At 48.9% G+C, this 19,462-nt stretch carries 18 protein-coding genes; 17 read left to right on the forward strand and 1 reads right to left on the reverse strand.

The genetic code is table 11. The features are described 5' to 3' along the window. The first annotated feature begins 31 nt into the window (after positions 1 to 31). The 9 genes from K401_RS0115990 to K401_RS0116030 are packed head-to-tail and all read left to right on the forward strand — an operon-like array spanning position 32 to position 9,590. The gene (locus K401_RS0115990) at positions 32 to 1,549 is read left to right on the forward strand and encodes an ABC transporter ATP-binding protein (protein WP_034620688.1); all 1,518 of its coding nucleotides are present in this window, start codon (positions 32 to 34) and stop codon (positions 1,547 to 1,549) included. After that, complete coding sequence (locus tag K401_RS0115995) at positions 1,546 to 2,577, forward strand: ABC transporter permease (RefSeq protein WP_024293888.1); 1,032 nt, start codon at positions 1,546 to 1,548, stop codon at positions 2,575 to 2,577. Before K401_RS0115990 ends, K401_RS0115995 begins: the two co-directional genes overlap by 4 nt. A gap of 14 nt (positions 2,578 to 2,591) precedes the next feature. Continuing rightward, a complete protein-coding gene (locus tag K401_RS0116000; RefSeq protein WP_024293889.1) occupies positions 2,592 to 3,524 on the forward strand; it encodes an ABC transporter permease in 933 nt (310 codons plus the stop codon). A gap of 14 nt (positions 3,525 to 3,538) precedes the next feature. Continuing rightward, positions 3,539 to 4,477 carry a nucleoside hydrolase gene (locus K401_RS0116005; protein ID WP_024293890.1) on the forward strand — a complete coding sequence of 313 codons (939 nt, stop codon included), beginning with the start codon at positions 3,539 to 3,541 and terminating at the stop codon, positions 4,475 to 4,477. Between the two features lie 5 nt (positions 4,478 to 4,482). Next, positions 4,483 to 5,766, forward strand: a complete 1,284-nt coding sequence (locus K401_RS0116010; protein WP_024293891.1) for a M20 family metallopeptidase — start codon at positions 4,483 to 4,485, stop codon at positions 5,764 to 5,766. Beyond that, the gene (locus K401_RS0116015; protein ID WP_024293892.1) at positions 5,759 to 6,505 is read left to right on the forward strand and encodes a glutamine amidotransferase; all 747 of its coding nucleotides are present in this window, start codon (positions 5,759 to 5,761) and stop codon (positions 6,503 to 6,505) included. Before K401_RS0116010 ends, K401_RS0116015 begins: the two co-directional genes overlap by 8 nt. 10 nt (positions 6,506 to 6,515) lie before the next feature. After that, on the forward strand, positions 6,516 to 7,706 hold the full coding sequence (locus K401_RS0116020; RefSeq protein ID WP_024293893.1) for a M20 family metallopeptidase: 1,191 nt from the start codon (positions 6,516 to 6,518) through the stop codon (positions 7,704 to 7,706). Continuing rightward, positions 7,675 to 8,706, forward strand: a complete 1,032-nt coding sequence (locus tag K401_RS0116025; RefSeq protein WP_024293894.1) for a LacI family DNA-binding transcriptional regulator — start codon at positions 7,675 to 7,677, stop codon at positions 8,704 to 8,706. Before K401_RS0116020 ends, K401_RS0116025 begins: the two co-directional genes overlap by 32 nt. Further along, positions 8,703 to 9,590, forward strand: coding sequence for a ribokinase (locus K401_RS0116030; protein WP_024293895.1), 888 nt, complete (start codon positions 8,703 to 8,705; stop codon positions 9,588 to 9,590). Before K401_RS0116025 ends, K401_RS0116030 begins: the two co-directional genes overlap by 4 nt. Before the next feature lie 41 nt (positions 9,591 to 9,631). Here the strand turns inward: K401_RS0116030 and K401_RS0116035 are convergent, their stop codons facing one another. Next, a complete protein-coding gene (locus tag K401_RS0116035) occupies positions 9,632 to 10,171 on the reverse strand; it encodes an ECF transporter S component (protein WP_024293896.1) in 540 nt (179 codons plus the stop codon). A 335-nt stretch (positions 10,172 to 10,506) separates the two neighbouring features. Between K401_RS0116035 and K401_RS0116045 the strand changes: the two genes are divergently transcribed. The 8 genes from K401_RS0116045 (at position 10,507) to K401_RS0116080 (ending at position 19,460) form a co-directional block, all read left to right on the forward strand. Next, positions 10,507 to 11,178, forward strand: a complete 672-nt coding sequence (locus K401_RS0116045) for an AroM family protein (RefSeq protein WP_024293897.1) — start codon at positions 10,507 to 10,509, stop codon at positions 11,176 to 11,178. Between the two features lie 162 nt (positions 11,179 to 11,340). Continuing rightward, positions 11,341 to 12,510 carry a M20 metallopeptidase family protein gene (locus K401_RS0116050; protein ID WP_024293898.1) on the forward strand — a complete coding sequence of 390 codons (1,170 nt, stop codon included), beginning with the start codon at positions 11,341 to 11,343 and terminating at the stop codon, positions 12,508 to 12,510. A 118-nt stretch (positions 12,511 to 12,628) separates the two neighbouring features. Further along, positions 12,629 to 14,254: an ABC transporter substrate-binding protein gene (locus tag K401_RS0116055; protein WP_024293899.1), complete on the forward strand. Its 1,626-nt coding sequence runs from the start codon at positions 12,629 to 12,631 to the stop codon at positions 14,252 to 14,254. A 152-nt stretch (positions 14,255 to 14,406) separates the two neighbouring features. Continuing rightward, positions 14,407 to 15,360 (forward strand): ABC transporter permease, encoded by a 954-nt coding sequence (locus K401_RS0116060; RefSeq protein ID WP_024293900.1) that lies wholly within the window; start codon positions 14,407 to 14,409, stop codon positions 15,358 to 15,360. Then, the gene (locus K401_RS0116065) at positions 15,361 to 16,257 is read left to right on the forward strand and encodes an ABC transporter permease (RefSeq protein ID WP_024293901.1); all 897 of its coding nucleotides are present in this window, start codon (positions 15,361 to 15,363) and stop codon (positions 16,255 to 16,257) included. Between the two features lie 9 nt (positions 16,258 to 16,266). Next, positions 16,267 to 17,454: a M20 family metallopeptidase gene (locus tag K401_RS0116070; protein WP_029700845.1), complete on the forward strand. Its 1,188-nt coding sequence runs from the start codon at positions 16,267 to 16,269 to the stop codon at positions 17,452 to 17,454. Next, entirely contained in the window at positions 17,447 to 18,481 is a 1,035-nt protein-coding gene (locus K401_RS0116075; protein ID WP_029700846.1) for an ABC transporter ATP-binding protein, read from the forward strand. Before K401_RS0116070 ends, K401_RS0116075 begins: the two co-directional genes overlap by 8 nt. Then, a complete protein-coding gene (locus tag K401_RS0116080) occupies positions 18,474 to 19,460 on the forward strand; it encodes an ABC transporter ATP-binding protein (protein WP_024293904.1) in 987 nt (328 codons plus the stop codon). Before K401_RS0116075 ends, K401_RS0116080 begins: the two co-directional genes overlap by 8 nt. Positions 19,461 to 19,462 lie beyond the last annotated feature (2 nt).

Here is a 19,462-nt window from a genome sequence, read left to right on the forward strand (position 1 = left end):
GGGTGAAAGTTTGAGTGACTATGTGATTGAAATGAAGGACATTGTGAAGTCATTCGGAAATGTTCATGCAGTAAAGAACGGACAATTCACTTTAAAAACTGGTGAGATCCATTCCTTAATCGGAGAGAATGGGGCCGGAAAATCCACCATGATGAAGCTGCTCTACGGTATGTATCCCATTGATGACGGAGTGATCCGGATCCATGGAGAGGAATTCCCATCCATCACTCCGAAAGCTGCCATTGAAAAAGGCATCGGAATGGTACATCAGGAATTTATGCTGGTCAATGAACTGACGGTGCTGGAAAATATTATTTTGGGATTTGAGCCCCGCCATGGAATCACCATTGATTTTGACAAGGCCAGAAAGATGGTGGAACAGTATGTCAGCCAGTATGGAATGGATATACAGCTGGGGAAAAAGATCAATCAGATATCCGTGGGAGAAGCGCAGAGGGTGGAGATCATCAAAACCTTAACCAGGGGAGCCAATGTGATCATTCTGGATGAGCCTACGGCGGTTTTAACGCCCCAGGAGACTAGACAGCTTTTCGTGATCCTGCAGAATTTGAAAAAAGACGGAAAATCCCTGGTGTTTATTTCTCATAAATTAAATGAGGTTATGGAAATCTCGGACCGCATCAGCGTGATGCGGCAGGGAAATTATGTGGGGAGCGTAAATAAGGAAGAGACTTCCCCGGCAGAGCTTGCAAAAATGATGATCGGAAGGGAAGTGTTTTTAAATATTGAAAAAGCCCAGGCAAACCCGGGGGAAAAGGTTTTGGAAGTGAAGGATGTATGGGTTTCCGGAGAAAAGGAAATTTCCAAGATCCGCGGGGTATCACTGGATGTCCGGGAAGGAGAGATCGTAGGGATAGCGGGAATCGACGGAAACGGGCAGAGTGAGCTGATTGAAGCAATTACAGGGCTTCGGCAGGTTGAGAAAGGAAGCGTGCTCTTAAACGGGAAAGAAATAAAGGACTTAAGTCCCAGACAGATCCGGAATGCAGGTCTGTCTCATATCCCGGAAGACCGCAATACAAGGGGCTTAAACCGGTCCATGAGCATCAAGGAAAATCTCATAGCCGTTAAAGTGAGCGAAGCTCCGTTTTGCAAGGGGATGGTGCAAAATGATAAGGATATCCTGGAATATGCCAGGAAACTGTCAGAGGTTTTTGACATCCGTCCCAGGGATCCGGAGATATCCACTCAGTCCCTGTCAGGGGGAAATGCACAAAAGGTAGTGGTTGCAAGAGAAGTTTCCATTGGGGGAAAGCTTCTGGTTGCCTCTCAGCCCACCAGGGGGGTTGACATTGGAGCCATTGAATCCATCAGAAGGATTTTGCAGGAAGTGAAATCAAAAGGAATGGGAGTTTTGCTGGTTTCCGCAGATTTGGAGGAGATCTTGTCCCTTTCAGACCGGATCGTTGTCATGCACGAGGGCAGGATCACAGGAAGGCTGAAAGCAGAGGAGGCCAATGAGGATAACCTGGGATTGCTGATGATGGGCGGAACTGCACCGGCTGAGGAAAGGGAGGGCACAACATGAATGTAACGGTAAAAAGCATACAGAAAATTTTACTTACCATGCTGCTTGCATTGGCGATCGGAGCCTTATTTATCCTTTCTATCGGGGAAAATCCCTTAGAAGCCTATGGTGCCCTGCTGCGGGGAGCATTTAACGGAAAGCTTAAAATAGGCACCACCCTGGCCAGCTTTACGCCCCTTCTTCTCACCTCCTGCGCGTTTGCGGTGGCTGCAAAGGCGGGAGCATTTAATGTTGGAGTGGAAGGCGAGGTGTTTCTGGGAGGCATGGCAGCCGCCTACATCGGGATCAACTGGACGTTTCTTCCTGCACCTCTTCGCCTGGCAGCCTGTTTTCTGGGGGCAATGGCAGCGGCAGCCTTGTGGGCCCTGATCCCCGCCGTACTGAAAGCTTATTACCGGGTGAGCGAGGTCTGCGTGACCATTCTCATGAACAGTGTGGCCCTGTACATAACCTCCTATCTGGTCAGCGGACCCATGAGTGCGGGGGTAGCCAATGCCCAGTCTCTTCCAGTGACAGTGAATTTGCCTCAGTTTATGAAACCCAGCAGTGTCAATGCAGGACTTTTCATTGCCCTGGTCACTGTGGTTCTTATGATCTGGGTTTTAAATAAGACCACCTTTGGGTATAAGGTAAAAACGGTGGGAACAAATCCTGCTCATGCGGAGTACGTGGGCATCAGCCCGAAAAAGATTTTTATACAGTCCATGATGGTAAGCGGAGCATTGGGCGGGATGGCCGGCTGCATTGAGGTTTTGGGAGTTCACGGATACTTTTTAAACAATTTTGCGGCAGGACTTGGCTCCAATGGCATGCTGGCTTCTCTGATCGTCAAGAACAACTTAATCTTTGCTCCCTTCATGTCATTTTTCCTGGCAGTGTTAAAATCCGGAGCCATGGGGATGCAGCAGAGCACCGGCGTACCGAAATCCATCGTGGATACCATAACGGCAGTTTTTATTATCGTGGCAACCATGGAGCTTTTGTTCCAGTTTAAGGATAAGAAACATAAAAAAGAAAAGAGCAAATAGGAGGAGGCAGAAGTATGGATTTAAGCAAAATTTTCAGTGTATCTTTGATATATGCAGCCTTTCGTTCTGCCACGCCTATTATTTACGCGGCATTGTGCGCGGCCATTACCCAGCAGGCGGATATTTTAAATATCGGAACAGAAGGAATCATGCTCACCGGAGCATTTGCGGCAGTAGCGGTCAGCTATTTAACAGGAAGCTGGGTTCTGGGAGTTGCGGTTGCCATGATTGCAGGGCTTATCATGGCAATGATCATGGCAGTAGGCCATATCCGTTATAAAGCGGAGATCTGCGCTATTGGCATGGGAATCAATTTATTTGCGCTGGCAATTACCAAGTTTCTTTTAAACAGCGTTTTGGGAAAAAGCGGTACGTTTTCAGAGCCTGGAATCATTGCCATTCCCAGGGTCAGCCTTCCTTTTCTGGCCAAAGTTCCATTTCTCAAGGAGATCTTTGATAACTGGTGTGTAACCGAGTGGTTTGTTATTGTACTGATACTTCTGATCTGGTTTGTGTTTTACAAAACGGTCTGGGGGCTTCGGTTAAGGGCAGTAGGCCAGTTTCCCATGGCAGCGCAGACGGCAGGGATCAATGTGAATTCCATGAAATACCGCGCCATTGCCGTATCCGGACTGATCGGAGGTCTGGCAGGCGCTCATTTATCCCTTGGATACAGCAAAATGTTTACGGAGAATATGACCAATGCCAGGGGATTTATGGGAGTGGCGGCCATGTATTTCGGAGGCGCCCACCCCATTTTAACTGCAGCCGGGTGCCTGGTGTTCGGATTTGCAGATTCCATAGGAGCCAGGCTTCAGGCCTATGGAGTGCCGTCCCAGCTGGTGCTCTTAATGCCTTATGTGGTGACCATAGCAACCCTTGCAGTTTCCATGGCATCTAAGGCAGCAAGGGAAAAGAAAAAAAAGAGCGCATTGGCAAAAGCCTGAAAGGAGAAGAATGAATGGAACAACAGAAGGTTATTTTAGATTGTGATCCGGGACACGATGATGCGGTGAACATATTATTGGCAGGAAGAAACAGCGGGGTGGAAGTGCTGGGCATTACAGTGGTGGCAGGAAACCAGTCCCTTGAAAAAACCATAAGAAATGCCCTGAATGTCTGCCAGCACCTGGGACTGGATATCCCGGTCTATGCCGGCTGCGGACAGCCCATGATCCGGGATAAGCAGCTTCTTGCAGGAGATATCCATGGAGAAACCGGACTTGACGGTCCTGTTTTTGAACCCTTAAAGAGAAGGGAAGAGGCGGAGCATGGGGTACTCTTTCTCGTCCGCACCTTGATGGAATCGGAAGGAGACATCATCCTGGTGCCGACGGGGCCTTTGACCAATATTGCCATGGCAATGAGAATGGAGCCCCGTATCATACCGAAGATAAAAAGAATTGTCCTCATGGGAGGCTGCTATCAGCTGGGGAATGTGACACCGGCTGCTGAGTTTAATATCATAGCCGATGCAGATGCAGCCCATGTGGTATTTACCAGCGGCAGCCCCATTACCATGGTGGGACTTGATGTGACCAGGAAGGTGCTCTGTTATCCCCAGATCGTGAAACGGATGGAAGCGGCGGGCAATCCGGCCGCCCGGCTGTTTGCGGATCTCATGGCGCATTTCAATAAGAGCCAGAAAGAGGTTTTTGGGTGGGAAGGCGGGCCTCTCCATGACCCGGTGACCATTGCTTCCATTATTGATCCGGAACTTCTGGTGACAAAACCCATGTATACGGAAGTGGATATCAGGAGCGTACAAAGCTATGGCAGGACCAATTGTGACTTCTTTGGCTACAGTCACAGAGAAGCCAATGTTGACGTGGCCATAGATATTGATGTGGAACGTTTCTGGGATCTGATCGAGGAGGGAATCCGGGCTTACGGCTCATGAGGTGAATGATGGAAGATTTAAGAGAAGTGCTGGAAAGAAACAGGGAAGAATACGTTAAATATTTATCAGAGCTGATCGCCATCGATACCCAGGATCTGGGACATGGGATCGCCGGGGGCAGAGAAAAAGAAGGACAGGAATATTTGATCCGGCTCCTGGAGGAAATGGGAGCGGATGAGATAGAGCGGGATCCCATGACAGAAGAGATGATCGCTGCCTCCATTGAGAAATTTGGAGAAGGCAATCCGGGCCATGACTATAAGGACCGGTATAATGTTTATGCTGTTTTTAACGGACAGGGGAGCAGGAGCCTGATGTTTAACGGACACATGGATACCATGCCTCCGGGGGATGAGTCCTTGTGGAAGGTGCCTCCCCATTCTCCCAGGATCGAAGGCGGCAGGCTTTATGGCCTGGGAGCAGCGGATATGAAAGGGGGGCTTATGGCTTCCGTCATGGCTGTAAAGCTTTTAAAGGATGCCGGTATCCCTCTTCCTGTTCCTGTCCATATCTGCTCGGTGTGTGACGAAGAAGGAGGCGGCAACGGCTCCATTTTAGCGGTCATGAGAGGAAAAAGGGCAGATGGAGTGGTAGTCTGTGAACCCACATCAGGAGAACTGATTCTGGCTCATATGGGATTTGTATTTATGAAAGTAGAGATAACCGGAAAATCCAACCATTCCGGTGCCAAATGGCTGGGCGTAAGCGCCATTGAAAAGGCAATGAGGATCATAGAAAGGCTTGATGAGCTGGAGCATGGCTGGCTGCTTAAATTTAAGCACCCCCTTCTTCCTTCCCCTAATTTAAACGTAGGGACCATTCATGGAGGAAGTGCGGGATCCACGGTGGCCGGGGACTGCGAATTTGAAATGTGCATCCACTACCTTCCCGGCCAGATGAACCATAAACAGGTGGTGGCTGAGGTCACAGACGAAATCAGACGTTTTGCAGAAAGCGATTTATGGCTGAGAGAGCATATGCCGGAAATCAGTATTTATCAGTCCGGCGGACCTTTTGAGATGGAAAAAGGGCTGCTTACAGACAGCTTTGAAAAAGCGTTTCAAGCAGCTGAGGGGAAACCCGTGGTCATAAAGGGTTCACCGGCCGGCTGTGATTCCAGGCTGTGGAAGAACATAGCCGGATGTCCGACCATTCAGTTTGGTCCCGGAAATCTGGAGCAATGCCATTCCGTAAATGAATATATTTCGGTTGAGGAATATTTAAAGGCGATTCATATCTATGCACAATTGATTTTAGAATGGGGAAAGGATGACAGGACAGATGAATAAGAAAATACTATTGGCAGGAGAATCCTGGATGAGTTATACTACACATGTAAAGGGGTTTGATTCTTTTTATACCTCTTCCTATGAGACCGGAGAAAAGTGGTTAAAAAAGGCCCTGGAAAATGCCGGTTATGAGGTGACGTTTCTTCCCAACCACCTGGCATCAGAAGAGTTTCCTTTTACCATGGAAGAATTAAAACAGTATGTCGGGGTCATTTTGTCGGATATCGGAGCCAATACCCTGCTTTTGCCTGCGGCGACCTTCACCCACAGCAAAAAGATGCCGGACCGCTGTAAACTGATCAGGGATTATGTCCTGGCCGGAGGTGCTCTTTTGATGATCGGAGGATATTTAACATTTTCCGGTGTGGATGGAAAGGGAAAATGGCATGACACGGCTGTTCAGGAAGTTCTTCCTGTGGAGGTTTTAACTGTTGATGACAGAATGGAACACTGTGACGGGGCAAAGCCTGTTGTAAGAGAAAGCCATGATGCCATATCCGGACTTCCTTCAGACTGGCCGGAGGTGCTGGGATACAACAAAACAGTGGCAAAGCCGGAAGCAATGGTGCCCGTTACCATAGAAAATGATCCCTTCCTCGCGCTGGGAACCTACGGAAAAGGAAGAAGTGCGGCCTTTACCACGGATTGTGCCCCTCACTGGGCTCCGCCGGAATTTTGTGAGTGGGAATATTACGACCAGCTTTGGAAGGGGATTTTTGACTGGCTGACAGAGAAGTAGAGGGGTTGAAATGGAAAAGGAAGGCTGGGAACAGGAAGCAATTCAGCTTTTAACGGATTTGATGGAGATCAGAACCGTCAACGGGAAAGACGGAGAGAAACAGGCTGCGGAATATATCTGCCAATATTTAAGCAGCCGTGGAATAAAGGCTTTTGTCCAGGATATTGGAGAAGAAAGGGGAAACGTGATTGCATTGATCCCGGGAGAGGAAACGGGAGAGGGGATGATCTGGAACGGTCATCTGGATACTGTGGATTACGGAGAACTGGAGAGCTGGGATACAGAACCATGGACTCCGGTGATAGAAAACGGCTGCCTCTTCGGACGGGGGGCCAGTGATATGAAAAGCGGACTGGCTGCCATGGTATATGTTCTGGGAAAGCTGGGGGAGACCGGGAAAAAGCCGGGGAATTCCATCCAGTTTCTTGGAACATGTGACGAAGAACGGGGAGGAGCCGGGGCAAGAGCCGTTATTTCCGGAGGCCATATGATGGAAGGGTCTGTTTTGCTGATCGGAGAGCCTACCGGCTGCACCGTTGGAATCGCCCAGAAAGGCTGTATCTGGCTGGAGCTGGAGGTAAGAGGTAAAACCAGCCATGGAGCCTATCCGGAAGAAGGCTGCAATGCAGTTATCTGCGCCTATGAAACGGCAGAGCGTCTGGGCAGCTGGATCCGTGAGCATGACCATCCGGTTCTGGGGAGTGCCACTGCCCAGATTACGGAAATCCAGGGCGGAATACAGCCCAATATGACGCCTGATCTGTGCACGGTATTAATGGATATCCGGACCGTGCCTGGACTTACTTATGAAAGCATTCACAGCCGGCTGAAAACGGTATTTCGGGAAATCAGCCGGAAATACGGAAGCATTCCAAGTCTGGTCATCCGGATTAAGAACCACAGAATAAGCATTGAGGCGGACAAGTCTTCCAAAGGAGTTTCCAGACTGGTAAAAAGCATGGAGGCTGCCGGGATCCGGGAAACTTATTCCGGGATCTCCTATTTTACGGATGCTTCCATATTGGCGGAAGGAAAAGAAGGGCTTACCACTGTCTTATTTGGACCGGGCTCGGCGGATATGGCACACAAGCCCAACGAATGTGTGCAGATCGAGAAGTATTTAAGGGCAATACAGGCATTGACAAATTTGGCAGCAGCGAGGATTGAGGATGAGAGCAACAATAAAGGATATTGCCAATGACACGGGACTTTCCGTGACAACGGTCTCTCTGGTATTAAACGGGAAAGCCTATAAGATACCGGATGATACGAAAAAGCGCATAATGGAATCGGCGCGCAAGCTTAACTACCGGCCCAATCAGCTGGCAGTCAGTCTGGTTAAAAAGAGAAGCAAAACCATAGGCCTTATTATTCCTGACATTGGAAATGTCTTTTATGCCCATATGGTAAAGGGGATCGAAGAATGCTGCAGGGAGCACGGGAGAACGCTGATCCTGTGCAATACCAACGATCTCCATGAAAGAGACATGGAGTATATCCATCTTCTGGCTGACCAGGGCGTGGACGGGATCATCTATGTCATGTCCAGGGAAAGCGATGAGACAGCCGGTGAGGAATCGGTCCGCTTATTGGAACAGCTGCAGATGCCGTTTGTGCTCCTGGACCGTTTTCTTACGGATGCAGACTGTGCTGAAATAATCCTGGATCATGAACTGGGAGGATATTTGGCAGGGAGGCATTTAGCAGAGCTTGGCCACAAGAGGATCGCCTGCGTAACAGGTCCTGTTAATCTGGCGGATTCTGAGAGAAGATTAAAAGGCTATGTCCGTGCACTGGAGGAATTTCATATTCCTTTTGATGAAAAACTGATTTATGAAGGCGATTATACCATGGAATGCGGGGAGAGGGCTGTGGCAGCGCTGATGCACTATGGATTTACAGCGGTATTTGCCTGTAATGATCTTTCCGCTTTTGGCGTGTGCAGGCAGCTGTCTAAATATCATAAGAAGGTGCCTGAAGATATATCGGTAGTGGGATATGATGATGTTTTGTATGCGGAGATGATGGCAGTTCCCCTTACAACGGTCAGACAGCCGGTATACGAGATGGGCGTGGAGTCTGTAAAACGGCTCATTTCCCAGATCAAAGGGAAAAAAACAGAAAATAAAATTGCGGTATTTGAACCGAAATTGATGATTAGAAGCAGTACCGTAGGAATGGGACAGGAGTGCAGGATATGAAAATATTGAATTTTGGTTCTCTGAATATTGACTATGTTTACCAGGTGGATCATTTTGTCAGAGAGGGAGAAACCATTTCCTCTGATTCTCTGGAGATATTTTGCGGAGGAAAAGGCTTGAATCAGTCTCTGGCGCTGAGCAAAAGCGGGGCTAAGGTCTGGCATGCAGGAGCGGTGGGAGCGCAGGATGGCGCGATCCTGATCCAGGAGCTGGAGCAGTTCGGTGTTGATACGGGAAATATTAAGAGGCTGAAAAATAAGACAGGCCATGCCATCATACAAAAGAATCAGGAAGGCCAAAACGGCATTCTCTTGTATGGAGGCGCGAATCAGGAAATAACAAGAGATCAGGTGGATGAAGTTTTAAGTGAATTTGGAGAAGGGGACTTTCTCATTCTGCAGAACGAAATCAATGAAGTGGGATACATTATGGAACAGGCGTATGGGAAAGGGATGAGAATTATTTTAAATCCTTCCCCAATGGACCGCAAAATATGGACGTATCCTCTTCCTTATGTGGAGTTTTTTATATTGAACGAGATTGAAGCCGGGGATATCTGTCAAAAGAGCGGAAGCGGCAGAGAGCTTTTGGATCAGCTGGCTGAAAAATTTCCCAAGGCAAAGGTCCTTTTGACTCTGGGCCAGGATGGTTCTTTATACAAGGACGGCCAGCAGGTGTTTGAGCAGAAGATCTATCCTGTGCATGTGGTTGATACCACCGGGGCCGGAGATACCTTTACCGGCTATTTCATAGGAGGGCTTTCGCTGGGAGAATCTCCGGAACAGGCTTTGGATCATGCGGCAAAGGCGGCCTCCATTGCAGTATCCAGAGCCGGGGCAGCGCCTTCGATTCCCGGAAGAGACGAGGTTATGAGGAGTTATTGAGGTTAGAGAGAAAAAGGAAGCCACCGGGGCTTCCTTTTCTGCTATAAAGCCGATTTTCCACTCAGTTCCCGGATCTCCCGGACACGCAGAAGAACAGGAAGGAGAGCTCCGGCTGCAATCAGGCTGAAGAGATTCTGCACCAGATTAAAGGGAACATTGGAAACGGCGGCAGGCCAGTCATATACCAGCAGTTCAAATAGAAAATAGCCGCCGGTGACTACTGCGCTGGATACTATTCCGGCGGTCAGAAAAGGCAGCGGCCGAAAGCTGCCCGCCTGTCCTTTAGACGGTAAGTGTCTGTACAAATATCCGCCTGAACATGCAGCCAATGCTTTAATGATCAAGGTTGCCGGCGCATAAAAGGCGTAGCCGGACAGTAAGTCCGCCATCATAGAGCCGATCCCTCCTGCGGCTCCGCCGGCCAGCGGTCCTAAAAGCATGCCGCTGAGCAATACCATCCCGTCACCTAAATGAATATAACCGCTGAATGCAGATGGTATGTGTATGACCATAGTAGCGGCGGTGGTAAGGGCTGCCATCAAGGCACTGTAAACGATTTTTTTTGTTCTGCTGTTGTTCATATCTTTTCCTCCCATAAAAATTTTCTGATCGTTTTATTATGCTCTATCATATAGAAAAACTGGCATTTTTTAAATATCCAATTTGAATAAAATTATACATACCAGTTTTGACGCCGCAGCCTAAAAGGCTTGACCAAAGAGGCCTGCAAATATCAGCCTGAGTGTTTGCGGTACGCAGCCATGCCTGTTTCAGAAGGGCCATGGCTGCGTGTTTTTTCATGTGAGGTTGACAGCAGAGGATGTCCCTGTTAAAATCAAAAAAATCAATTTATCCACATAGGGACCCGGCAGTAGGTACAATAATGGGTATTAATGAAATGAGAGGAGAAGTAAAAATGAAGATTGGTGCCATAACAGTCGGGCAGAGCCCGAGAACAGACGTTACAGCGGATATCATGGGTATTTTTAACGGGAAGGCGGAAATCCTGGAAAGGGGAGGGCTGGACGGCCTGACAAGAGAGCAGATCCAGGAATTCACCCCAAAGGAGGGAGATTACGTGCTGGTCTCCAGGTTAAATGACGGAACTTCCGTTACCTTTGCGGAACGCCATATCATTCCCAGACTTCAGCAGGCAATCCAGGAACTGGAAGAGCAGGGAACCGCCTTTATTATGATGTTTTGTACAGGAAAATTTCCGGATACCCTGAAAGCAAAAGTACCCCTCATCTATCCTTGTGAAATTTTAGACAGAGTCGTTCCTCTTCTGACCGCAGCTTCTTCCATTCTTGTGGTAACGCCGTCACCTTTGCAAATAACCCAAAGTGAGGAAAAATGGTCCAGGATCGTGGAGCAGGTTTCCGTTACCGCCTGTTCCCCTTATGGAGAATGGAAGGAGCTGGAGGAAGCAGCCAGTCTTGTAAGGGATACAAAAGCAGATCTGGTGGTTTTGGACTGCATTGGGTTCAGCCAGGAAATGAAACAGCTGTTTGCAAAAGAAACCGGAAAGCCGGTCATTCTTCCCAGAACCTTATTGGCCCGCCTTGTTTCTGAATTGACAGACGTCTGATGAAAAGAGAAAACAGGGTGAATTTTTAAATACGGCTTCATCCCTGTGCATGATGCTTAAATTGTGTATGAAAAACCGTGCAAACTGTTATTTACAAAAAAAATTCTCCTTGATAAAATACTTATCAAATATCCGCCAACAGGAATTGAAAGGATTGATGGGATGAATGACCTGCTATTCAGGGCAAAGGAACTTGAGGATTATGGAATCCATATCAGACGGCTGATACATAGAAAACCGGAAATCGGTTTTGACCTTCCGGAGACGGTAAAGCTTGTGAGGGAAGAGCTTAAGTCCCTTGGCTATGAGCCTTCTGCCTGCGGAATTGCAGGGATCACGGCGCTGGCCGGAAAGCCCGGAAAAACATTTTTATTGAGAGCTGACATGGATGCCCTGCCCATGAAAGAGGAAACAGGACTGCCTTTTGCATCGGAAAACGGCTTTATGCATGCCTGCGGCCATGATATTCACACCGGCGCATTGCTGCTGGCCGCCCGGATACTGAAGGAGAGGGAAGAGGAATTAAAGGGAACGGTAAAGCTCATGTTCCAGCCCTGTGAGGAAGGGGTGGGAGGCGCTTCGGACATGGTAAAGGCTGGGGTTCTTGAGAACCCTTCCGTGGATGGGGCAATGGCTCTCCACGTACTCCATGATAAGTCGGGAACCGTTGGGTATTCCCGGAATACGGCATGCGCTTCCAGCGATATTTTTACCATTACGGTAAAAGGGAAAGGCGGACACGGAGCCGCACCTCATCTCTGCATTGACCCCATTCATATTGCAGTTCACATCCATATGGCACTGCAGTCCTTAAACAGCCGGGAGGTAAATCCTGATGAAATGCTGGTATGCAGCATCTGCCAGATAAACGGGGGAACCGCTGCCAACGTTTTTCCTGAAACAGCGGTATTAAAAGGAACCATCCGCACCATGAATGAAAAGGTGAGAAGCTTTGCCAGAGAACGTCTGGTTCAGATCGCAGAACAGACAGCCGGTGCGTTCCGGGGGAAAGCAGAGGTGGAATTCCTCCATGAGGGCGTTCCGCCCATGGAAAATAACGGGGACCTTCTGGAGGCTTCCGTCAGCTATATCGACGGCCTTCTGGGAGAGGGAACCTGCAGGGAGCTGCCCAGAATGACCGGCTCCGAGGATTTCTCCGTGATCTCCCAGATCGTACCATCTGTACTTTTGTGGGTGGGAACCGGTTCAGCAGAAGAGGGATACCCTTACGGCGTCCATGACTCAAGAGTGACCTTTAGTGAGGAAAGCCTTCACAAAATGGCTGCCATATATGCCAATACGGCCATCAAGTGGCTGAGAGAGCACCCATAGGGTGTATCTGAAAACCGGAATACGAAAATAACATATGTTTCGAATATAACGATAGTTAAAGGCGACTATGCTTTCTTTGACTGTCGTTTTATTAATATACAAGAAAAGAGGAATCATTATGAAAAAAAGAATGTTAGCAGCAATCCTGACGGTAGCTGTCACAGCCGGTTTAAGCGCATGCGGTTCCGGTTCTTCGGCCACAACGGCGGAAACGACAGCGGCAACTCAGAAAACAGCGGAAGAAACGACAGCACCGGCAGGGGAGCCGGTCTCAGGGGGTGTTATGACCATTTCCCTTTCTTCTTCACCCAAAAACCTGGATCCTGTCAAGTATACGGGAACCTATGAATCTCAGATCATCGGCACGGTATGCGATACTCTTGTGGAATATAATACGGACCTTACGGAAATCCAGCCTGCCCTGGCAAAATCCTGGACCGTAAGCGACGATGGTCTTGCCTACACGTTCACCCTGCGCGATGATGTTACATTCCAGCCGGGAAAGTATCAGGATGGAAGAAAAATGACGGCAGAGGATGTGAAATACTCTCTGGAGCGTTCTCTTGAACTTTCTGCCATGAAGAGGCTGGATATGCTGGATCACTGTGAGGTTATCAGTGATACGGAAGTGGTCTGCTACTTGTCCGAACCAAATGCCGTTTTCCTAACAGCACTGACGGATGCAGGCAATGTGATTGTGCCAAAGGAAGAAGCAGAAGGCTGGGGAGAGGATTTTGGTACCCATCTGGTAGGCACAGGCCCCTTTGCTCTCCAGACCTTTGAGCTGGATCAGCAGGCTGTTCTGGTACGCAATGAGAAATACTGGGCAGCAACCCCTTATCTGGAGGGAGTCACCTTTAAGCCGGTCAGTGACGGAAACCAGGCAGTAAACGCCCTTCGTACGGGAGAGGTCAATCTGGCCACCAGCCTTAGCGGGGAAGCCGTTAAAATAGCAAGAGAAGATCAGTCCGTAAAGCTTTTAGAGATGCCGGGCCTTCACGTTGCTTACATTTATTTCAATCAGGTCAACGGTCCGACTGCTGATATAAAGGTCAGAGAAGCCATCATCAAGGCTGTTAACATCGAGGAGCTCACTGCAGGGGTGTACCAGTACCAGGAAGCACAGCCTGCCAGTCTGCCTCTGCCTCCAGGTTCCTGGGGATACGATTCCAGCCTGGAATCAGAAGTTCCTGCTTATGATCCCGAGGGGGCAAAGAAGCTTCTTGCAGAAGCCGGATATCCTGATGGGTTTGACATGAATATTTACATTTCCAATACAGAAGCCAGGGTTAAGATGGCAACCTTATTCCAGGCCTACTTAAAAGAAAACTTAAATATTAATGTGAACATCAATACCAGCGAATGGGGAACCTTCAGCGAAATCGCAGCATCGGGGAAAACAGATGTATTTGCAATGTCCTGGACATGGTATCCGGATCCCTATTTCTTTTTAAATAAAATATTCCATACAAGCTCCATTGGTTCCCTTGGAAACGGCCAGGGCTTCAGCAGCCAGGAAGTGGACAAATACTTAGATGACGCCCTGCTGACCACTGACCAGGAAAAGAGGGCGGAATTATATAAGAAGGCGCTTGCAGTTATCGTAAAGCAGTACCCCGGCATCTTCTATGCAAATGAAAATGTAAACTGGGGCGTAAGCCCAAAGGTCCAGGGCTTAGAACAGCGCGCTGACGGCAAGGTTAAGATCTGTACTTCGGACATTAATGTCTGGTTATCCAGGTAAGGTTACAGTTTAGCTGCTCCATTCATCATTTGGCGGACAGAACATATTTCCGTAAGGCAGATGTGTTCGCCGCCAAATGATTTATGCCGGGTTCAGGTTTAATAGAAATATTTACACAATATCCCTGATTTTAAAGACACAGGAGGAGATATATGTTAAAGACAATTTTAATCAGATGTTTGCAGATCATCCCGTCTCTTTTTGTGGTTGTTACGCTGACCTTTGTACTGACCAGAATGATACCGGGGGATCCTGCCAGAGCTGTTCTGGGGCCTCAGGCCTCGGTGGAGGATGTGGAGAAAATGCGGGAAACCATGGGGCTTAACCAGCCTTTGGCAGCTCAATACAAGGATTATATGATAAACATCGTAAAAGGGGATTTCGGAACATCCTATTCCTACAATCAGCCTGTGTTTTCATTGATCGCAAGGCGTATTCCAAGTACGCTGCTGATCGCCCTGCCTGCGGTTTTGATCGCTTTGATCGCAGGACTGCTCATAGGGGTTACCTCTGCCGTGCATCAGGGGACGCTCTTTGATTATGTGTTCATGATCCTGGCTCTGGTAGGCGTCTCCATGCCGATTTTCTGGCTGGGGCTTATGCTTGTTTTAGTGTTCAGCGTGAATTTAGGCTGGCTGCCGGTTCTTGGCATGGGAGATATTTCCAAAGGGCTGGGTGATGTGATCCGCCATATGGTGCTTCCGTGCTTCTGCCTTGCAACCATCCCAACGGCCACTTTTTCCAGAATCACCCGTTCCAGCATTCTGGAATCCATTCACGGGGATTCTATCCGTGCGCTGCGGGCCAGAGGGATCAAGGAGTCTGTAGTGATCTGGAAATATGCCTTGAAAAGTGCCCTGCCGCCCCTGGTAACGGTGCTGGGCTTACAGCTGGCCGGCTGCTTTGCCGGTGCCATCCTTACGGAAACCATATTTTCCTGGCCGGGCATGGGAACACTGATCGTGGGCGCCATTGACAACAGGGACTATACTTTGATCCAGGGTGCGGTTTTAGTCATAGCCCTGGCCTTTGTAATGATCAATATGTTTGTGGATGTGATTTATATGATCATCAATCCAAATGTCAATTATGAAGGAGGATTCTAAATGGCGAAAACACTTGGATTGGATCAGCAGTCCCACGAAGAGATCTTAAGAAAAGAAAGAAAATCCAACAGTGCCTGGAGCAAGCTAAAGAGGAATAAAACAGCCCTTTTAGGATTGTTTGCCGTCAGCTTTATGATCGCCCTTGCCGTGCTGGCTCCGGTAATCACAAACGGAAAGCCCAATGAGATCCATCCCATTGATGCCTATCTGAAGTTTTTTGAAAAAGGCCATTTATTGGGCACCGATGAGTTTGGGAGGGATTTATTTACCAGAATCTGTTATGGGGCCAGGGTGTCCCTGCTGGTTGCAGCCGGAGCCACCATCATCGGCGGTGTGACCGGGGTGATCCTGGGCCTTATTGCAGGTTATATGGGAGGAATTGTGGATGCCGTCCTGATGAGAATCATGGATGGAGTTCTGGCCTTTCCCTTTATCCTCTTATCCATTGTTCTTATGACGGTCCTGGGTTCCGGTGTCATCAATGTGATCCTGGCTATCGGTATTGCGGAGATCCCACGGTTTGCCAGAGTCGTGAGAGGACAGGTACTGATTGTAAAAAAGGAAGAATACTGCAATGCAGGAAGAGTGATCGGGATATCTCATTTCCGTATGCTGACACACCACATTCTGCCCAACACGGTTTCAGAAGTAATCGTGTATGGGACGCTCAATATAGCCAGCGCCATTATTTCAGAGGCGGCCTTGAGCTTTCTGGGCCTTGGCATTGAATTGCCTACCGCCTCCTGGGGAAGTATTCTGCGGTCCGGGAGAAACTGCTTAAATACGGCTCCTCATATTGCAGCCGTATCAGGTACATTCATCTTGATCACTGTGATCGGTTTTAATCTTCTGGGAGACGGAATCCGGGATGTGCTGGATCCAAAAATGAAAAAGTAGGTAATACATATGGACATAAATGGGATAAAAAAAGAGATAGAACAGAGCATTGAGGAACATGGGAAAGAATTGTGGAAGCTTGCCAGATACCTTTGGGAAAATCCTGAGTATAACTTTAAGGAATTAAAATCCAGCAGAGCCATATGGGAGCTTTTAGAGAGCTATGGATTTGAGGTGGAAAAAGGAATCTGCGGCCTGGATACGGCTTTCCAGGGAGTGTATGACAGCGGAAAGCCCGGACCTCATATCGGCTTCCTGGCTGAATACGATGCGGTCCCCGGAATGGGACATGCCTGCGGCCACAACCTGATGGCAGCGATGGCCGTTGGAGCCGGAGTCGGCGTAAAATCTGTCATCCACCGGCTGGGAGGAAAGCTCTCGGTGTTCGGCACCCCGGCGGAGGAAGGGGGAGGAGGAAAGGTCATCATGCTGGAAAAGGAAGCATTCCAGGGCCTTGATGCGGCAATGATCCTTCACTCTGCCAATGAAACGGTAGTTAACGATATCTCCTATTCAAAGACAGATCTGATTGTGGAATACTACGGCAAAGGCGCTCACGGAGCCACCTGGCCGGAGGAAGGAAACAGTGCCCTGGACCCCCTGCTCCATTTATTCCAGTACATAGGCGGGCAGCGCCTGCGCTGGAACGGCAGGGGAACCATTCTGGGCGTTATTACAAACGGAGGCAGGGATCCCATCCATATTCCTGATTTCTGCCAGGCAAAATTTACGGTCAGGTCCTTTGACAAAAGGTTTAAAGAAACCATACTGCAGGAGTTTCTGGAAGCAGGGCAGCTCCTTGGGTCCATGACAGGAACCCGGTTCCGGTATGAGTGGGATGGGTACACCTATGAAGACATACGCAACAACAGAGAGCTGGAAAAACTTCTTGAAAAAAATTTAATGGATCTTGGAGAGACGGTTATGCCAAGGAGAAAAGACCTTGGGATCGGCTGTACTGATGTGGGGAATCTCACCCATGTCCTCCCCGCGCTCCAGTCCTATATCCAGGTGGTTCCCGAATTAAGGGGCCACACAAAGGAATTTGAGGAAGCCTGCGGCAGTATGGCAGGCAAAAGGGCAGTGCTGGTGGGAGCTAAGGCCATGGCCTTTACTGCGGCAGATTTACTGTCTTCTCCCAAAGCCATGGAAAAGGTGAAACAAAGCTTTGGGGAAATGAAAAAACGATATGAGTAAAGGAGGTGCTGCTGTGGGTGATGTATTATTAACGGTAAATGACTTAAAAACATATTTTTATACGGCAAGCGGTGTGAGCAAAGCGGTGGATGGAGTCAGCTTCCGCATAAACCGGGGAGAAATCATGGGAATTGTGGGAGAGTCAGGATCAGGAAAAAGTGTTGCCTCCTCTTCCCTCATCCGGCTTTTGCCGGCCAGAACCGGAAAGATTGTAAGCGGCAGCATAGACTTTGACGGCACGGATGTATTGAAGCTGGGAAAAAAGGAGCTTCTGGCCTTTCGGGGACGGGACGTTTCCATGATCTTTCAAAATCCCATGACCTCCTTATCACCGGTATTTAAAGTGGGTTATCAGATGGCGGAAATGATCTGCGCCCACCATAAGGTGAGCAGACAGGAGGCTTACCGCATGGGGGAAGAAGCGTTAAGAAAGGTGGGAATACCAGATGCCGGGCGCCGGATGGATTCCTATCCCTATGAATTGTCAGGAGGCATGTGCCAGCGGGTAATCATAGCAATGTCCTTGTGCAGCAATCCAAAGCTGATCATTGCGGACGAGCCTACCACGGCCCTTGATGTGACTGTTCAGGCCCAGGTGCTGGAGCTGTTAAAGGGCATGAGAGAGAAAAACGGGATGGCCATCCTGCTGATCACCCATAATCTGGGCGTTGTATGGCAGATGTGTGACAGCGTTATGGTGATGTATGCGGGAAAGACCGTTGAGTACACCGCCTGCGGGGAATTGCATAACAATCCTCTCCATCCTTACACCTGGGGACTGTTGGATTCCATGCCAAAGCTGAGCAGCAATTCCGGGGAAGAGCTGGCAACGATTCAGGGAACGCCGCCGGATTTACGGCTGACGGGGACCTGCTGCAATTTTTCCAACCGGTGTCCTTATGCAGAGGAGTTGTGCAGAAACCAGGTGCCGGACCTAAAGGAGCTGGAACCGGGGCATTTCGTTGCCTGTCACAGGCAAAGGCAAGGCAGCCGTCTTTTGCGGGGAGGTGTGAAACGGGATGAGTGAGAAAAAGATGATTATACAGGTAAAAAGCCTGTCCAAGGATTTTCAGATAAAGGGAAAGAAGCTGGCCGGTAAAAATGCGGTTTTACATGCGCTGCAGGAAATTGATCTGGAAATCCATGAGGGGGAGGTGCTCGGGGTCATAGGAGAATCCGGATGCGGAAAGTCCACCCTGGGAAGATGCCTGGTGGGTCTACATAAACCAACGGAAGGAGAAATTCTGTTTGAAGGAAAGAACATAGCAGGGGCTAAGTCAAAGGATAAGCTGAAGCTGTGCAAAAATATACAGATGATTTTCCAGGATCCTTATTCCTCTCTGGATCCCAGGCATACGGCGGCTGATTCCGTATCCGAGCCAATGGTGGTTCATAAGACTGTTAAGGGTAAAGCGGCCCTGGAAGAAAGGGTTTTGGAACTGTTTCAGCAGGTGGGACTGGATGTACAGCACATGAACCGGTATCCCCATGAGTTTTCCGGCGGGCAGAGACAGCGGCTGAATGTGGCCCGTGCCATATCCATAAATCCCAGGGTGATCATCTGTGATGAGCCGGTATCAGCCCTTGATGTTTCCATACAGGCCCAGGTGATCAATCTTTTAAAGAAACTTCAGAAGGAATACAACCTTACCTATGTATTCATATCCCATGATTTAAGCGTTGTAAAATATGTCAGCGACAGAATTGTGATCATGTACCTGGGACGGATCGTGGAAATCTGCAAGGGAGGGGATATCTATAAAAATCCTCTGCATCCGTATACTCAGGCGCTTTTGTCGGCCATTCCCCCGGAAAGCCCTGAGGAAGAAAAAGAGAGGATCGTGCTTCAGGGAGAGGTGCCAAGCCCTATTGGGGAGAGGAAGGGCTGCCCCCTGGCAGGACGGTGTCCCCGGTGCATGAACTTATGTAGAAATGAAATGCCAAAGCTAAAACAGCAGGGAGAAGAAGGACACCAGGTAGCCTGCTTTTTATACGAAAAAGAGTAAAC

The sequence above is a fragment of the Lacrimispora indolis DSM 755 genome (genome assembly GCF_000526995.1).
Taxonomy (GTDB): domain Bacteria; phylum Bacillota; class Clostridia; order Lachnospirales; family Lachnospiraceae; genus Lacrimispora; species Lacrimispora indolis.

Bases quoted from the DNA above. Each gene is read 5' to 3' on its own strand.
- K401_RS0116005 (WP_024293890.1), top strand. From the start codon at position 3,539: ATGGAACAACAGAAGGTTATTTTAGATTGTGATCCGGGACACGATGAT.
- K401_RS0116070 (WP_029700845.1), top strand. From the start codon at position 16,267: ATGGACATAAATGGGATAAAAAAAGAGATAGAACAGAGCATTGAGGAA.
- K401_RS0116045 (WP_024293897.1), top strand. From the start codon at position 10,507: ATGAAGATTGGTGCCATAACAGTCGGGCAGAGCCCGAGAACAGACGTT.
- K401_RS0116030 (WP_024293895.1), top strand. From the start codon at position 8,703: ATGAAAATATTGAATTTTGGTTCTCTGAATATTGACTATGTTTACCAG.
- K401_RS0116055 (WP_024293899.1), top strand. From the start codon at position 12,629: ATGAAAAAAAGAATGTTAGCAGCAATCCTGACGGTAGCTGTCACAGCC.
- K401_RS0116075 (WP_029700846.1), top strand. From the start codon at position 17,447: ATGAGTAAAGGAGGTGCTGCTGTGGGTGATGTATTATTAACGGTAAAT.
- K401_RS0116025 (WP_024293894.1), top strand. From the start codon at position 7,675: ATGAGAGCAACAATAAAGGATATTGCCAATGACACGGGACTTTCCGTG.
- K401_RS0116065 (WP_024293901.1), top strand. From the start codon at position 15,361: ATGGCGAAAACACTTGGATTGGATCAGCAGTCCCACGAAGAGATCTTA.
- K401_RS0115995 (WP_024293888.1), top strand. From the start codon at position 1,546: ATGAATGTAACGGTAAAAAGCATACAGAAAATTTTACTTACCATGCTG.
- K401_RS0116000 (WP_024293889.1), top strand. From the start codon at position 2,592: ATGGATTTAAGCAAAATTTTCAGTGTATCTTTGATATATGCAGCCTTT.
- K401_RS0116015 (WP_024293892.1), top strand. From the start codon at position 5,759: ATGAATAAGAAAATACTATTGGCAGGAGAATCCTGGATGAGTTATACT.
- K401_RS0116050 (WP_024293898.1), top strand. From the start codon at position 11,341: ATGAATGACCTGCTATTCAGGGCAAAGGAACTTGAGGATTATGGAATC.
- K401_RS0116060 (WP_024293900.1), top strand. From the start codon at position 14,407: ATGTTAAAGACAATTTTAATCAGATGTTTGCAGATCATCCCGTCTCTT.
- K401_RS0116020 (WP_024293893.1), top strand. From the start codon at position 6,516: ATGGAAAAGGAAGGCTGGGAACAGGAAGCAATTCAGCTTTTAACGGAT.
- K401_RS0115990 (WP_034620688.1), top strand. From the start codon at position 32: ATGAAGGACATTGTGAAGTCATTCGGAAATGTTCATGCAGTAAAGAAC.
- K401_RS0116010 (WP_024293891.1), top strand. From the start codon at position 4,483: ATGATGGAAGATTTAAGAGAAGTGCTGGAAAGAAACAGGGAAGAATAC.
- K401_RS0116080 (WP_024293904.1), top strand. From the start codon at position 18,474: ATGAGTGAGAAAAAGATGATTATACAGGTAAAAAGCCTGTCCAAGGAT.
- K401_RS0116035 (WP_024293896.1), bottom strand. From the start codon at position 10,171: ATGAACAACAGCAGAACAAAAAAAATCGTTTACAGTGCCTTGATGGCA.